This window comes from Parvibaculum sp., from assembly GCF_046297875.1.
In the GTDB taxonomy this organism is placed as follows: Bacteria; Pseudomonadota; Alphaproteobacteria; order Parvibaculales; family Parvibaculaceae; genus Parvibaculum.
The window spans coordinates 2,369,268-2,383,944 of record NZ_JBKBHD010000001.1 but is presented as its reverse complement, the minus strand read 5'-3'; the positions used below and the strand labels follow the sequence as shown (position 1 = coordinate 2,383,944).

At 62.2% G+C, this 14,677-nt stretch carries 15 protein-coding genes and 1 tRNA gene; 5 read left to right on the top strand and 11 right to left on the bottom strand.

Annotated features, from left to right (window positions below; translation table 11 throughout):
* Positions 1-99 precede the first annotated feature (99 nt).
* From ACK4FH_RS11805 to ACK4FH_RS11795, 3 genes are all read left to right on the top strand, one after another.
* Positions 100-921: an enoyl-CoA hydratase gene (locus ACK4FH_RS11805; RefSeq protein ID WP_409813868.1), complete on the top strand. Its 822-nt coding sequence runs from the start codon at positions 100-102 to the stop codon at positions 919-921.
* A gap of 4 nt (positions 922-925) precedes the next feature.
* A complete protein-coding gene (locus ACK4FH_RS11800; protein ID WP_409813866.1) occupies positions 926-1,327 on the top strand; it encodes a CoA-binding protein in 402 nt (133 codons plus the stop codon).
* Positions 1,328-1,436: 109 nt separating this feature from the next.
* Positions 1,437-2,711 (top strand): O-acetylhomoserine aminocarboxypropyltransferase, encoded by a 1,275-nt coding sequence (locus ACK4FH_RS11795; protein ID WP_409813864.1) that lies wholly within the window; start codon positions 1,437-1,439, stop codon positions 2,709-2,711.
* A 280-nt stretch (positions 2,712-2,991) separates the two neighbouring features.
* Here ACK4FH_RS11795 and ACK4FH_RS11790 read toward each other — a convergent pair whose 3' ends face one another.
* Positions 2,992-4,026 carry a COX15/CtaA family protein gene (locus ACK4FH_RS11790; protein ID WP_409813862.1) on the bottom strand — a complete coding sequence of 345 codons (1,035 nt, stop codon included), beginning with the start codon at positions 4,024-4,026 and terminating at the stop codon, positions 2,992-2,994.
* A 142-nt stretch (positions 4,027-4,168) separates the two neighbouring features.
* Here ACK4FH_RS11790 and ACK4FH_RS11785 point away from each other — a divergent pair, with 142 nt between their 5' ends.
* Positions 4,169-4,384, top strand: a complete 216-nt coding sequence (locus ACK4FH_RS11785; protein ID WP_409813860.1) for a DUF2842 domain-containing protein — start codon at positions 4,169-4,171, stop codon at positions 4,382-4,384.
* Between the two features lie 135 nt (positions 4,385-4,519).
* Here ACK4FH_RS11785 and ACK4FH_RS11780 read toward each other — a convergent pair.
* The 7 genes from ACK4FH_RS11780 to ACK4FH_RS11750 form a co-directional block, all read right to left on the bottom strand.
* Positions 4,520-4,596, bottom strand: a tRNA-Pro gene (locus tag ACK4FH_RS11780).
* Between the two features lie 138 nt (positions 4,597-4,734).
* Positions 4,735-5,202, bottom strand: coding sequence for a MerR family transcriptional regulator (locus tag ACK4FH_RS11775; RefSeq protein WP_409813858.1), 468 nt, complete (start codon positions 5,200-5,202; stop codon positions 4,735-4,737).
* Between the two features lie 76 nt (positions 5,203-5,278).
* Positions 5,279-5,596, bottom strand: a complete 318-nt coding sequence (locus ACK4FH_RS11770; protein ID WP_409813856.1) for an integration host factor subunit alpha — start codon at positions 5,594-5,596, stop codon at positions 5,279-5,281.
* A 139-nt stretch (positions 5,597-5,735) separates the two neighbouring features.
* A complete protein-coding gene (locus tag ACK4FH_RS11765; protein WP_409813855.1) occupies positions 5,736-6,713 on the bottom strand; it encodes a beta-ketoacyl-ACP synthase III in 978 nt (325 codons plus the stop codon).
* Positions 6,710-7,789 carry a phosphate acyltransferase PlsX gene (gene plsX / locus ACK4FH_RS11760; RefSeq protein WP_409813854.1) on the bottom strand — a complete coding sequence of 360 codons (1,080 nt, stop codon included), beginning with the start codon at positions 7,787-7,789 and terminating at the stop codon, positions 6,710-6,712. Before plsX ends, ACK4FH_RS11765 begins: the two co-directional genes overlap by 4 nt.
* A gap of 120 nt (positions 7,790-7,909) precedes the next feature.
* On the bottom strand, positions 7,910-8,473 hold the full coding sequence (locus ACK4FH_RS11755; RefSeq protein WP_409813852.1) for a YceD family protein: 564 nt from the start codon (positions 8,471-8,473) through the stop codon (positions 7,910-7,912).
* Between the two features lies 1 nt (position 8,474).
* On the bottom strand, positions 8,475-9,047 hold the full coding sequence (locus ACK4FH_RS11750) for a ubiquinol-cytochrome C chaperone family protein (protein WP_409813851.1): 573 nt from the start codon (positions 9,045-9,047) through the stop codon (positions 8,475-8,477).
* A gap of 118 nt (positions 9,048-9,165) precedes the next feature.
* On the opposite strand from ACK4FH_RS11750, the gene ACK4FH_RS11745 reads away from it, so the two are divergent.
* Positions 9,166-9,681, top strand: coding sequence for an outer membrane protein assembly factor BamE (locus ACK4FH_RS11745; protein WP_409813848.1), 516 nt, complete (start codon positions 9,166-9,168; stop codon positions 9,679-9,681).
* 30 nt (positions 9,682-9,711) lie between these two features.
* Here ACK4FH_RS11745 and ACK4FH_RS11740 read toward each other — a convergent pair whose 3' ends face one another.
* From ACK4FH_RS11740 to ACK4FH_RS11730, 3 genes are all read right to left on the bottom strand, one after another.
* The gene (locus ACK4FH_RS11740; protein ID WP_409813847.1) at positions 9,712-10,614 is read right to left on the bottom strand and encodes a universal stress protein; all 903 of its coding nucleotides are present in this window, start codon (positions 10,612-10,614) and stop codon (positions 9,712-9,714) included.
* The gene (locus ACK4FH_RS11735) at positions 10,611-12,320 is read right to left on the bottom strand and encodes a cation:proton antiporter (RefSeq protein ID WP_409813844.1); all 1,710 of its coding nucleotides are present in this window, start codon (positions 12,318-12,320) and stop codon (positions 10,611-10,613) included. The genes ACK4FH_RS11740 and ACK4FH_RS11735 overlap by 4 nt, the downstream gene beginning before the upstream one ends.
* A 143-nt stretch (positions 12,321-12,463) precedes the next feature.
* Positions 12,464-14,578, bottom strand: a complete 2,115-nt coding sequence (locus ACK4FH_RS11730) for a sodium-translocating pyrophosphatase (protein WP_409813841.1) — start codon at positions 14,576-14,578, stop codon at positions 12,464-12,466.
* Positions 14,579-14,677 lie beyond the last annotated feature (99 nt).

Below are 14,677 nucleotides of genomic sequence, written 5' to 3'. Positions count from 1 at the left end.
TCAAGCCCGGGGGTGACGATTTTCGGTAGCTAGAGTTCACCGCCTGACTCCGCCCCCGCCTCCCGCTATGCTGCCTCAAAAGAAACAAGGGAGTGCGCCATGAGCGAGGCAGCGGCGAAAGCGGCAGAGGCGGAATCCGTCCTGATCCGCGAAGACGAAGGCGGCATTGCGCGCCTAACCATGAACCGGCCAAAACAGCGCAACAGCCTCTCGGAAGAATTGATGCGCGCGATGACTGCCGAGTTCGAGGCGATTGCGGCGGACGCCGCGGTGCGCGCGGTGGTGCTGGCCGGTGCGGGCCCTGCCTTCTGCGCCGGGCATGACCTCAAGGAACTGACTGCCGCCCGCTCAAGCGCCGATCGCGGCCGCGCCTTCTTCGCGGAGACGATGCAGCTTTGCAGCACGCTGATGCAGGCAATCGTGAACTGCCCGAAGCCCGTCATCGCCCGCGTGCATGGCATCGCGACGGCAGCAGGCTGCCAGCTTGTCGCAAGCTGCGATCTTGCCATCGCCGCCGACGAAGCGAAGTTTGCGGCGCCCGGCGTCAATATCGGTCTCTTCTGCTCGACGCCGATGGTCGCGCTGTCGCGGAACGTCACACGCAAGCACGCAATGGAAATGCTGCTGACGGGCGAGATGGTCTCCGCCGCGCGCGCTTATGAGATGGGCCTCGTCAACCGCGTGGTGACGGCAGGGGCGCTCGATGCCGAAGTGAACGCACTCGCAAATCTCATCGCGTCCAAATCCGCGCTCACCGTTTCCATCGGCAAGAAAGCCTTTTATGAGCAGCTCGAAAAGCCCCTCGCCGACGCCTATGCCTATGCAAGCGAGGTGATGGTGACGAACATGCTCGCCCGCGACGCTGAGGAGGGTATCGGCGCCTTCATCGAAAAGCGCGACCCGAAATGGGAGGACCGCTGAGCCGATGAACGAGATCGAGGAAATCCTGCGCAACACGAAAGTGATCGCCCTTGTCGGCGCGAGCAACAATCCCGCGCGCGACTCGAACGGCGTCATGCGCTTTCTGCAATCGAAGGGCTACCGCGTCATTCCCGTCAATCCGGGCCTTGCGGGCAAGGAACTGAATGGCGAGAAAGTCCATGCGTCACTTCGCGACATTCCGGAGAAGGTTGACATGGTCGACGTTTTCCGCAACTCGGAAGCAGCGGGCCCCGTCGCCGACGAGGCTATGGAGATCGGCGCTAAATATGTCTGGATGCAGCTCGGCGTCGTCAACGAACCCGCCGCAGAGCGCGCCCGCGCCGCCGGCCTGAAAGTCGTGATGGACCGCTGCCCGAAAATCGAGATGCCGAGACTGGGGATGTAGCCCCCTCACCCTTCCCTCTCCCCTCCGGGGGAGAGGGTGATCCGAGCGTCAGCGAGGATCGGGTGAGGGGCCGAACGCAGAGGCAAGCACAAGAAACAAAGAGGCAAAAATGACCGACCGCAAATTCGATACTCTCGCTATCCATGCCGGCGCGCAGCCCGACCCGATGACCGGCGCGCGCGCGACGCCGATCTATCAGACGACCTCCTTCGTCTTCGAGGATGTCGATCACGCGGCAGCACTTTTCGGCCTGCAGGCATTCGGCAATATCTATACCCGCATCACCAACCCGACGACCGCCGTGCTCGAAGAGCGCGTGGCAGCCCTTGAAGGCGGCACGGCGGCGCTCGCCGTCGCGTCCGGCCATGCGGCGCAGATGCTCGCCTTCCACACGCTGCTCGCGCCGGGCGACCGCTTCGTCGCCGTGCGCCAGCTTTATGGCGGCTCGATCAACCAGTTCGGCCACTCGTTCAAGAAATTCGGCTGGGAAGTCGACTGGGCGGACGGGCGCGACCCGGCATCGATCAAGGCGGCCATCGGCCCGAAGACCAAGGCCGTCTTCATCGAAAGCATCGCGAATCCAGGCGGCCTCGTCATGGACATCGCCGCGATTGCGAAGGTCGCACATGATGCCGGCATTCCGCTCATCGTCGACAACACCCTCGCCTCGCCCTATCTCTGCCGGCCGATCGAGCATGGCGCCGACATCGTCGTTCATTCGGCGACGAAATTCCTCGGCGGCCACGGCAACTCGATGGGCGGCATCATCGTCGACGGCGGCAAGTTCGACTGGGCGAAGTCCGGCAAGTTTCCGACGCTGTCGGAACCCTGCGACAGCTATCACGGCCTCAAGATCGCCGAGACCTTCGGCCCCATCGCCTTCGCCATCGCCTGCCGGGTGCTCGGCCTGCGCGACCTCGGCCCCGCCATCGCGCCCTTCAACGCCTTCATGATCCTGACCGGCATCGAGACGCTGCCGCTCCGCATGCAGCGCCATTGCGACAATGCGCTGAAGGTGGCGAAGTTCCTGAAAGGCCACCCCAAGGTCTCCTGGGTGTCCTATGCGGGGCTCGAGGGCGATGCCTCGAACGCGCTGATGAAGAAATACTCGCCGAAGGGCGCGGGCGCCGTCTTCACATTCGGGTTGAAGGATGGCTATGAGGCGGGCGTGAAGCTCGTCGGCAAGGTGGAGCTGCTGAGCCACCTCGCCAATGTCGGCGACACGCGGAGCCTCATCATCCACCCCTCCTCGACGACACATCGTCAGTTGACGGAGGAACAGCAGAAGCTCGCAGGCGCCGGCCCCGATGTCGTACGCCTCTCCGTTGGCATCGAGGACGCCGAAGACATCATCGCCGACCTCGATCAGGCGTTGAAGGGGTAAGCCTTACGGCGCAACCCAAAAAAACAGGTGTCACCCCGGCGAAAGCCGGGGTCCATCTGCCTTCATCAAAAAACAAATGTCATCCCGGGCCTTGTGCCCGGGACCCACTCGCAGCGCCTCTTGCCGCAGCTTACGCTTGCAAGTTCGGCGCTTGCCCCACACGGAACGGCTCTTGCCGAGGGAACCAATGGGCCCCGGCAACAAGTGCCGGGGTGACACTGGGTTTTTGTGAGGCAATCAAAAACCTCGGCGGCTCCGCGCGAACCCGCATGCGCCTGTCCTACCTCGCCAGCCGGTGCAGATGCCAGATGGAGAGGGCGAACACGATCATTGCGCCTGCCTGATGCGCCGCGCCGAGGGGGATAGGTACGACCCAGAGCACGGTCCAGATGCCGAGCGCGGCTTGCGCGAGGATGCCCAGCGTGAGGAGGCCCGCGCCCGAGGCGGCATTTGTTTTCCGCGCCGCCCACCAGTGCCATGCCGCCGCCCCGATGAGAAGATAGGCCGCGATCCGGTGCTGGAACTGCACGGTTAGGTGGTTCTCGAAGAAATTGTGCCAGAGGGGCTCCATGCGCAGGAGCCCTTCGGGAAGCCATGCGCCCGCCATGAGCGGCCAGGTGTTGTAGATGAAGCCCGCGCGCAGCCCCGCGACGAAGGCGCCGAGAACCGTCTGCAGGAAAACGAAGAGCATGAGCGCCAGCGCGGCTTTCGCGAGCCCGTCCGTGAAACGGGATTTGCGGCCATTGAGTAGGTCGAGCACGGTCCAGACCAGTGCGCCGAAGATGACGGTGGCAAGGCCAAGATGCGCCGCAAGCCTGTACTGGCTCACTTCCGTGCGCTCGGTGAGGCCGCTCATCACCATCCACCAGCCAAGGACGCCCTGCATGCCGCCCAGCACGAACAGGAAGACGAGCCGCGGCATCAGCCCCTTTTCGACGCGCCGCGTCACGGCGAACCAGACGAAGGGTACGAAGAAGGCAAGCCCGATCAGCCGCCCCAGAAACCGGTGCCCCCACTCCCACCAGTAGATCGTCTTGAACTCGTCGAGCGACATGCCCTTGTTGATGAGCTGGTATTGCGGGATCTGGCGGTAAAGGTCGAACTCCTTTTGCCAGTGTTCCTCGCTCATCGGCGGGATGGCGCCGGTGACCGGCTTCCATTCGGTGATCGAGAGGCCGCTTTCGGTGAGCCGCGTGAGGCCACCCACCACCACCATGATGAAGACGAGCGCCGCGACGGCCGCGAGCCAAATGGCAATCGCCCGCCTGTCCGCTTCCGCCTTGTCCGCGCCGTTGATCGCTGGAAGTACGCTCATGGAGACTTAATTACTCCGCTGACCCCCGCCCGGCTAGTGCCGGGCCGCCGCGACAGGACGCCGCGCACGGCCAACGGCTTTGCGCGCGGCGCGCGAATGTCTTATGGAGGGGCCGGACTGAAACGAACAGGAGTAGCGCCCCATGCGCCTCGGCATCCGCACCCGAAAGCTCATCGGCACTGTCGTGCTGCTGATCTTCCTGACGCTCTATTCGTTTCTGGTAATGACGATCGCCGTCAGCGGGCACCTGCCGGAAGGCGGCCTGGTGCAATTCCTCTACTACCTGACGGCAGGTGTGATCTGGGCATTCCCCGCCAAATATCTCATCACCTGGATGGTCCGCCCGGACCCGGTGTAAGGCCGGAGGAGGCGCGAAGCCTCAGCCGAAGCGGCCGGTGATGATCTTGTTCAGCGCGAAGATGACGATCAGGAAGATCACGATCGGGAGAATGGCGTCGATCATCGGATAAAACTCCTTGGCCTTCGAGTATAATGGTCGGAGCGGCCGGATTCGAACCGACGACCCCTTGTCCCCCAGACAAGTGCGCTACCGGGCTGCGCTACGCTCCGACCGGACCGGCAAGGGGGAATCCCCCTCGGCGGCGCGGACTATAGACGCAGCCCCTCCGGGCGGCAACGTCTCAAGCCCTCATTTTCCAATGATTTTTTTGGGAATTTCGGCGAATTTCCGAGAAATTTCGGGGCCCTTCAGCCCTCTTCCTCTTCGCTCTCCCAGAGCGTCTCGTCGATCTCGTCCTTGAGCGAAATCAGCTCGTCGAGAATGGCCTCGAGGCGTGTACGGCCGCTCGCGCTCACGGGGCGCGCCGGCGCCTGCCGCTCTTCCTGCTCGCTGCGCTGCACGGCCTCACGCGCAAGCTCGGCGAGCGAGGCATCGACGGTGCCGCGCCCCGTCTCCGCAACGAACTTGACGCCCTGCTCGCGAAAGACCTTCTGCACGCCCTTGATGGTGTAGCCGTCATTGTAGAGGAGCGTGCGCACGCCGCGCAGCAGGTCCACATCCTCTGGCCGGTAATAGCGCCGTCCGCCGCCGCGCTTCAGCGGGCGGATCTGGTTGAACTTACTCTCCCAGAACCGGAGCACATGCTGCGGCACATCCAGCTCGGTCGCGACCTCGCTGATTGTCCGAAAGGCATCCGGTGACTTTTGCGTAGACAAATAAGGCCCCTGCTGGTCTTCCTCAAACCGATATGTGAACCCGGAACTGCTCAAGGGCGCGGCAGTCTTTCAGGCTTCAATCGGCTGCGGCCTGCTTGCCATTGAGCGCGCTGTTGATCCGTTCCTTGAGCACATGGCTCGGCCGGAACACGAGAACGCGCCGCGGCTTGATCGGCACTTCTTCGCCGGTTTTCGGGTTGCGGCCCATGCGGCCGCCCTTCTTGCGCACGGAAAACGATCCGAACGAGGAAAGCTTCACGGTGCCGCCCTGCGCGAGACTGTTGGAAATCTCGGCCAGCACAAGCTCCACAAGCTCCGCGGATTCGTTCCGCGACAGACCGACTTCCTGATAGACCGCCTCGCTCAGATGCGCGCGTGTGATCGTATCCCCCATGGCCTCCACCTTTTCAGTTTCACCGCAAGCCTATTGCCCGCCCCGAAACCCGTCAATATCAATGGGATGGCTTGCTTCTCTTAGGTAAGAGATTCACGACTTACGCTAATTTCCGGGTCACAGGCGAGCCCGGATTCTCCTAAAATCTGAAGAGAAGCGAGCCCCAGGTGAAGCCGCCGCCCATCGCTTCCAGCAGAACAAGGTCATTCCGCTTGATTCTGCCATCCTTGACCGCCTTGTCGAGCGCGAGCGGCACCGATGCGGCCGAGGTATTGCCCTGCTCGCCCACCGTCATCACCACCTTCTCGGGCGGCAAGCCAATACGCCTGGCCGTGCCGTCGAGAATGCGCTTGTTTGCCTGATGCGGCACGAACCAGTCGATATCATCGGCCTTGAGCCCGGTGGCTTCCAGCGATTCGGTGATCGCTTCGGCGATATTCACGACGGCATGGCGGAAGACCTCGCGGCCCTCCATACGGACATGGCCGGTGGACTGGGTGGAGGACGGCCCGCCATCGACATAGAGCTTGTCCTTGTAGCGCCCGTCAGAGTGGAGATGAGCCGTCAGGATGCCGCGGTCGGCATTTGTCCCTTCCCCCTTCTCGCCCCGTACGACTACCGCTCCCGCGCCATCGCCGAAAAGCACGCAGGTCGTCCGGTCGGTCCAGTCGAGGAGCCGTGAAAAGGTCTCCGCGCCGATCACCAGCGCCACCTTCGACTGACCTGTTTTCACGAAAGTATCGGCGATGGTCAGCGCATAGACGAAGCCTGAGCAGACAGCCTGAACGTCGAAGGCAGCGCCGTGATGAAGCCCAAGCTCCGCCTGAACCGTTGTTGCCGTCGCCGGGAATGTGTTATCGGGTGTCGTCGTCGCCAGAATGATCGTGTCGATTTCCTGCACGTCGATCCCGGCATCGGCAATCGCCTCGCGCGCCGCCGCCAGCGCAAGATGCGACGTCAGCTCGCCATCCGCCGCGATGTGACGCTGGTGAATGCCCGTCCGCTCGACGATCCACTCATCGGTCGTCTCGACGACCTTCGAAACATCGTCATTGGTCATTATGCGCGACGGCAGATAGCTGCCGACGCCGGCTACAACGGTGCGAATTACGCTCACGACAGAACTGCCTCGGATTCCTGTAACTGGGATTCTTCTTTTACGCTCGGGACGGCAAGCCCCTTTGTCTTGCCGACATCCGCGGCGATTTTCGCAACAAGCTCCGCCGAGGCGACTTCGACCGCAACATCGATGGCGGAAGCGAAGCCGACATCATCCGTGCCGCCGTGGCTTTTGACCACGAGTCCGTTCAGGCCGAGGAATACGGCGCCGTTCGACGCACGCGGGTCGAGCTTGCTCTGCAATGTCTTGAAGGCGCCGCTCGCCAAAAGATAGCCGATCTTCGACAGAAGCGAACTGGCCATTGCCTCGCGCAGATAACCGATGATGAGCCGCGCCGTACCTTCGGCGGTCTTGAGCGCGATGTTGCCGGTGTAGCCATCCGTCACCACGACATCGACCGTGCCCTTGGCGATGTCGTCGCCTTCCACGAATCCTTGAAAGCGCATGGAGAGACTGTCATCGCGCAGCATCTGGGCAGCGGCCTTCACCTGCTCCGTGCCCTTCACTTCCTCCTCGCCGATATTGAGAAGTCCGACGGTCGGGTGCTCCAGGTTGAAGACCACGCGAGCAAAGGCTTCGCCCATGATGGCGAACTGAACGAGCTGGTTCGCATCCGCGCCGACCGTCGCACCGAGATCGAGCGCCACGCTTTCGCCTCGCGCGGTTGGCCATATCGCGGCCAGCGCCGGGCGTTCGACGTTCGGAATCGTCCGCAGGATGACTTTCGCCATTGCCATCAGCGCCCCGGTGTTGCCGGCCGACACGGCAGCTTGCGCCTTGCCTTCCTTCACCGCGTCGATGGCACGCCACATGCTGCTCACCCTGCGGCCGCGCCGGAGCGCCTGGCTCGGCTTGTCGTCCATCGACACGGCAACCTCGGTGTGAACCACCTCGGATGAAGAAGCTACACGGGGATATTTTTCGAGCCAGGGACGCAACGCCGTTTCGTTTCCGAAAATGACGAAGCGGATATGGGGATGCCGGACAAGCGCGATCTCGGCGCCGCCAATCACCGTTTCCGGTCCGTGGTCGCCGCCCATTCCATCCAACGCAATTGTCAGAACTCTCGTCACCCGTTTGACCCCCTGAGCATTAACTGGCGGCAGCGTATGGGACCGCCCGCGCGCGCGCCCCGAAGATACAGCGTTGATGGGAGCAAACAATAGGCGCGATTACCCCCGAATCATGCCAACTCAATAATTCTTCTTGAGTTTTTCGAGCGCCGCAAAGGGATTGGGCCTGCTTTCCGAAGCGTCACCCGCCTCTTCGGGCGGGGTATCGAAGCTGACACCCGGCTTTCGGGGATAGGGATCGAGAGCCAGGGCAAGCCGCTCGGCCACGGCCTCACCAATATCGACACCGCCGGACACCAACGCTTCCGGCGCATCATCGGCTTCGATATCGACAGCAATCTCGCGCTGACTGTCGGGTGCCTTGGCCGAAGGGAGATCGAGCAGATGACCGGGCAGGTAACGCTGACGAAATTCCTCGTCGATGTGTTCGTCCACCGGTTCAAGCGTTACCACGCAACTTTGCACAAGGTCGGCTTCGAAACGGCAATCGAGTGTGAGCCCTTCCTTGCGGTAGGGCCGCAGATTGGCAACGCCGGTCAGACGCCGCAGCTCGACAATGCCCATGCGATCGGCGAGTTTCCTGCACCCCGCCTCATCAACGTCGAAATGCAATTCACGGCCCGCGGGCGGAACATCCGCCGTGGCTACGACAAGACTGAATTCCGGCACAGCCGCATCACTCATCTCAATGCGCCTCGTTCATATCGGGTGCAGCCGGCTCCTCGAACGGCGTGTCGAAAGCAATCCGCCCGGCAATGACATCCGACACGTCCTGCTCGTGCAGCGCCTTGTCCACCCGGCGCATGTAGGACGCGAGCGCAGCGGCACTTCGCTCCGCATTTTCGGCACTGCCAAAGACATTTCTCAAAAGGGCCGCCGCAAGTGTACTGCCCTCCTCGTCTTTGAAGCCTTCATCATATGCCTGCAGCCGACCATAGAACGAAGATGCCAGCGCCTTGATCTTTTTGCCGACCGAAAGATCGCCGACACCCATCTCGCGAAGTGTCTGGTCCATGTCGTCAAAGAGAATGTCAAAAACCTTCTGGCCGGTTTCCCTGCCTTCCGGGCCGCCCTGCCGGAGACGCCGGAGGACCAGATAGGCGTGAACGGCGACCATCTCGAATCGGCCCTCGACGGTATCTGGGACTCCGCCATCCAGATAAAAGGCCGGCGTTCTCGCCTGCCGCACCGCCGCTCCATAAAGCGCCATCGGCGCATCGTTTCGGGCCGGGCTACCGAAAATTCTTTTCCATATCATGGTTTAGCTCCGGCCAAGGGTGTACCTTGATGGTCCTGCCGCATATGCCGATTGAATTTACCGGGCGACAAGGGTAGGTCAACGTTTGAACTTTTTTCGGCCCGAGGAGCCCCGCGCCATGACGATGTTCCGCCTGCACCGCCCCGCCAGAGCCCTGCTGGCCGCAGCTGGCCTTTCGGCCGTCATCGCTGTGACAGGCTGCGCGCCTCTTGTCCAGCCGGTGGTGGAAGATCGTGGCTACATTTTTGACCCGTCCGATCTCGAGAAGCTCCAGACAGGCGCCTCCAAGGAGCAGGTCCGAACCGTCATGGGCTCACCCTCGACCGTTTCGACCGTTGACGGCGAGGCCTGGTACTACATTTCCAGCCGGTTCGAGACCGTGATGTTCTACCGCCCGAAGGAAATCGAACGGACGGTGGCCGCCGTCTATTTCGACAAATCGGAAGCGGTGCAGGAAGTCGCCTATTACGGGCTCGAAGACGGGCAGATCGTCAATTTCGTGGATCGCACCACGCCGACGCGCGGCAAGGAACTGACGATCCTCGGTCAGCTCTTCGGCAATCTCGGCCGGTTCAACAATCCCGGCGCGGGCATCCCGTCGGTCGGCACGGGCGATCCGAACCAGCGCCGCTGATGAAAGCTCAGGAAACCGGGACTGGCGGCGTCAGGCCGTCTCCCGGCGTCCTGCATATGCCAGCACATCGCATTCGGCATCGCGCAGAACAGCGTTCGCAACGCTGCCAATTACGAGATTTTTCAGTATCGAATTACCCGTCGTGCCGAGAACAACCAGCTGAGGCGATTTCCGGGAGATCACGCCTGCAATCACCTCCGCTGCCGCACCTTCTTCGATCAGCAATTCGGGCTTGAGCCCTGCCAGCGGCATCGTCCTGGCGATATTCTCAAGCGCGGATCGGGCCTCGCTTGCGAGGGCTCGGGCATAATCCTCGATCCTGTCTTCTTCGACACTCGCATAACGCATGAAGCCGCTCGCCAGCGGCAGATAGGCGTGAAGAAGCATGAGCGACGAACAGCCGAAGAAGGAAACGCTTGATGCAAATTCGAGCGCATCGATGGACGGTTTCGAAAGGTCGATGGCGGCAACGGCCTTTTCGAAGGTTTCCTCGATGTCGAGACGCACCATCAGCACTGGCCGTTCACATGTGCGGATGACGCGTTCGACCGTTGTGCCGGTGAAGACATCGCGCAGGAATTGCCGGCGATGCGCGCCGAGGACGAGCAAATCGGCATTCATCTGATCGGCGGCAATGCGGATCGCTTCGGATTCAATTCCTCTCAGGATCTCGATTTCCGGCGTGACGCTAAATCTTTCCGAATGGGGGCGAACCGATTCGGTCAGCAGATCGGCTGAGCGCAACGCCTCCATATCGGCCAGCACCGCAGGCTGGTCGTCGTCGACCACATGCACGATCTTGATACGCGCACCATATTGCGCCGCCAGCAAAATGCCGCGGGCGACCGCCTTTTCCGACCGGCCCGATAAATCGGTAGCGACAAGAATATTCTTCAGACCGTCGAGGCGACCCGCTGCAGCATGCGAAATCATCCTGCCCTCCCTTCGGATTCCGCAGACGTCAACGTCACAGGCGGGCGGCCGGTCTCAAGGCCGATACCGAAAATCCGCTCCATCGCGCGCTCGGCCGCATCCGCAAAGGGACTGAGAACGATATCGGCTCCCTTGGTACGCAGAAGAGCAAGATCCGTTTCGCTTCGCGCGATGGCGGCAATCTGTCCGGTGAAGTTCCCGTTGCGCAGGGCAACGACCAAAGACCCTCGCGGATCGTCATGCGTGACGCCAATCTCATGCGGCGGAACGGCGATGATCGCGAGCCGCACACCCTCCATCGGCAGGGTTTCGCACATGTCAGGATCTTGCAGATCGCCATAGATCGCATCGCCGCCTGCCCGCCGCCACTGTCGGATGACATCCGGGTCGAAATCGACGCCGAGGACACGGAGCCCATATTCGGAAAACTTGGCGTGAAGCGCGCGGCCATAGCGGCCGAGCCCGAACAGCAGCACGTCGTATTTCTCGCCCGCCGGGCCTTCCGTTATCTCGCCTTCGCGATGCGGAATTTTCCGCTCGAATATGCCGAGATATTTTTCGATAAAGGCGTAAAGCGGCTGCGAATAGAGGATCATATAGGTCGAGACCGCGATCGTGATGATGCCGACCAGCGTGACGAGGCCCGCCGCCTCGGCGCTGACATGGCCGAGCGCCACGCCCATCGCCACGAAGATGAGCGAGAATTCGCTGATCTGCGCCACCGTAAGACCGGCGAGGAAGCCGGTACGCTTCCGGTATCCCATCGCTCCCATGATCACCATGACGATCAGCGGATTGCCGATCAGAACAAAAGCGGAAAGGATCAGCGCCTCGCCGACTGCATCGCCGACAAGGCGCAGGTCGAGATGTGCGCCAAGCGAGATGAAGAAGAAGACGAGCAGAAAATCGCGAAGGCTCGCGAGCCGCGAGGCAATCGATTCGCGGAAAGGCGTGGAGGCAAGCGCCACGCCTGCCACAAGGCCACCCAGTTCCTTGCTGAAGCCCAGATAGTCGCCAAGCGCAGCAAAGGCTGCGGCAAGGCCAAGAGCGAATACGATGAGAAGCTCCGGCGCCTTGGCGATACCGTCGAGAACCCGTGTCGCGACCTTCGACACGAAGAGCCAGAGCAGCAGGAAGGGAACCGCACCCGCCGCGAGGCCCATCAAGGCGCCGCCAAGACCGTCGCCGCCCGCCGCCCCTGCCGTGATTGCAGACATGACGGCCATTGCAATGACGACAGCGAGGTCCTGCACAATCAGGAAGCCAAGCGCGATACGCCCGTGAAGTGCGTCGAGCTCGCGCTTATCGGACAGCAATTTCACGATGATGATGGTGCTGGAGAATGTGATCGCGACCGCCACATAGACCGAGGCGAGCGGCGGCATCCCGAGGGCCAGACAGATCAGGAAGCCGATCACCGAGGTGAAGACAATCTGCCCGAGGCCTGTATTGAGCGCCACGGTGCCAAGCGTTCGGACGAGATTGAGGTCCAGTTTCAACCCGACCAGAAAGAGGAGAAGCGTGACGCCGAGCCCAGACAGAAGCTCCAGATGCTCCGTGGAACGGACGATGTCGAAGCCCGCGGGGCCCGCGAGCATGCCGACCAGAATGAAGCTGACAATGACCGGCTGCTTGAGCTTGAGGCCGAGCGCCCCGGCAATTGACGCCAGAATCAGGAGCGCGGCGACTTCGTAAAATGCAGACACTTCCCCCACAGACCGGGCCCTCCAGCGAAACACTCAGACAGTGTTCAATTGAACAGGGCCCACGTCAAATGAAGCGATGTCGCAAGGCAATAAAAAAGCCCCGCGGATCGCTCCGCGGGGCTTCGCGTCTAATGCGGCTGCCTTTAGTGCGCGAGCACGGCGAGCAGAAGCAGGGCCACGATGTTCGTGATCTTGATCATCGGGTTGACGGCAGGGCCGGCTGTGTCCTTGTAGGGGTCACCGACCGTGTCGCCCGTCACGGCAGCCTTGTGAGCTTCAGAACCCTTGCCGCCGAAATGGCCGTCTTCGATGTACTTTTTGGCGTTATCCCAGGCACCGCCGCCAGACGTCATCGAAATCGCGACGAAGAGACCCGTCACAATCACGCCGAGCAGCATCGCACCGACCGCCGAGAAGGCCGCCGACTTGTCCGCAATGGCGAGAATGGCGAAATAGAGAACCACCGGCGACAGGACCGGCAGAAGCGAGGGAACGATCATTTCCTTGATCGCCGCCTTGGTCAGCATGTCGACCGCCCGCGCATAGTCGGGCTTGGACGTGCCCGCCATGATGCCCGGATCGGCCTTGAACTGGCGCCGAACCTCTTCGACGACCGAGCCGGCAGCACGGCCGACGGCCGTCATGCCCATCGAGGCGAACAGGTAGGGCAACAGGCCGCCGATGAAGAGGCCGATCACCACATAGGGGTTGGAAAGCGAGAAGTCCGGGCTGACGCCAGCGAAATACCCATAGGTATCCGAGTTCGCCGCAAAGAACTTCAGGTCTTCCGTATAGGCCGCGAAAAGCACCAGCGCGCCGAGGCCCGCCGAACCGATCGCATAGCCCTTCGTGACCGCCTTCGTCGTGTTGCCCACGGCATCGAGCGCGTCAGTCGTCTTGCGCACGTCGGCAGGCAGATCGGCCATTTCGGCAATACCGCCCGCATTGTCCGTTACCGGACCGAAAGCATCGAGCGCGACCACCATGCCGGCCAGCGCAAGCATCGTCGTCACCGCGATGGCGATACCGAAGAGGCCGGCGATGCCATAGGTCACGAGGATGCCAACCACGATGACAAGCGCCGGCAGCGCCGTGGCTTCCATCGAGATCGCAAGACCCTGGATGACGTTGGTGCCGTGCCCCGTCGCCGAGGCGGCGGCCACGGATTTTACCGGGCGGTAGTTGACGCCGGTATAGTACTCCGTGATCCAGATGATGAGGCCGGTGACCACGAGACCTGCGATGCCGCAGATATAGAGGTCGAAGCCGGTGAAGGTCTTGGCGCCGACAGTGTAGGCCGCTTCAAGGCCGATCACCCAGTCGGTGACGAAATAGAGCAGCCCGAGCGACAGGACCGCCGAGGCGATAAAGCCCTTGTAGAGCGCGCCCATGATGTTGTTGCTCTTGCCGAGACGCACGAAGAAGGTGCCGATGATCGAGGTCACGATGCAGGCGCCGCCGATGGCGAGCGGATAGAGCATCATGTTGTCGATTGCGCCGCCCGCGAAGAAGATCGAGGCGAGAACCATCGTGGCGACGACCGTCACCGCATAGGTTTCGAAAAGGTCGGCCGCCATGCCTGCGCAGTCGCCGACATTGTCGCCCACGTTATCGGCGATGGTCGCCGGATTGCGGGGATCGTCTTCCGGGATACCGGCTTCCACCTTGCCCACAAGGTCGCCGCCCACGTCGGCGCCCTTGGTGAAGATGCCACCGCCGAGACGCGCGAAGATCGAGATGAGCGAGGCGCCGAAGCCGAGAGCGACGAGAGCGTCGATCACTTCACGCGAGCCGGGCGCGAGGCCGAGCTGCGTCGTCAGCACCGCGTAATAGACGGCCACCGAGAGTAGCGCGAGGCCGGCAACGAGCATGCCGGTCACCGCACCCGATTTGAAGGCTACGCCGAGACCTGCCGCGAGGCTGGTGCTGGAGGCCTGCGTCGTGCGCACATTCGCGCGCACCGACACCAGCATGCCGATATAGCCGGCCGCACCCGAAAGCGTCGCACCGACGAGGAAGCCGATGGCGACCTTCAGCGTCAGCAGGTACCAAACCACGGCGAAAATGACCACGCCGACGATGGCGATGGTCGTGTACTGACGCGCGAGATAGGCGCTCGCCCCCTCCTGGATCGCGGCAGCGATCTCTTGCATGCGCGCATTGCCCGCATCCATCGCCAGCACCGAGCGGATCGCCCAGACGCCGTAAATGAGTGCAAGCACGCCGCAGCCGATAATAGCCCACAAAGCAGTGCTCATTGTTTTGTCCTTAGGTTTCCTTGACGGATTGAACGGCGGGAATAGCCACTCACCTTCCGGCACATGACGCCGGAAGTCCTCCCCCTGCCGACTGCAGAA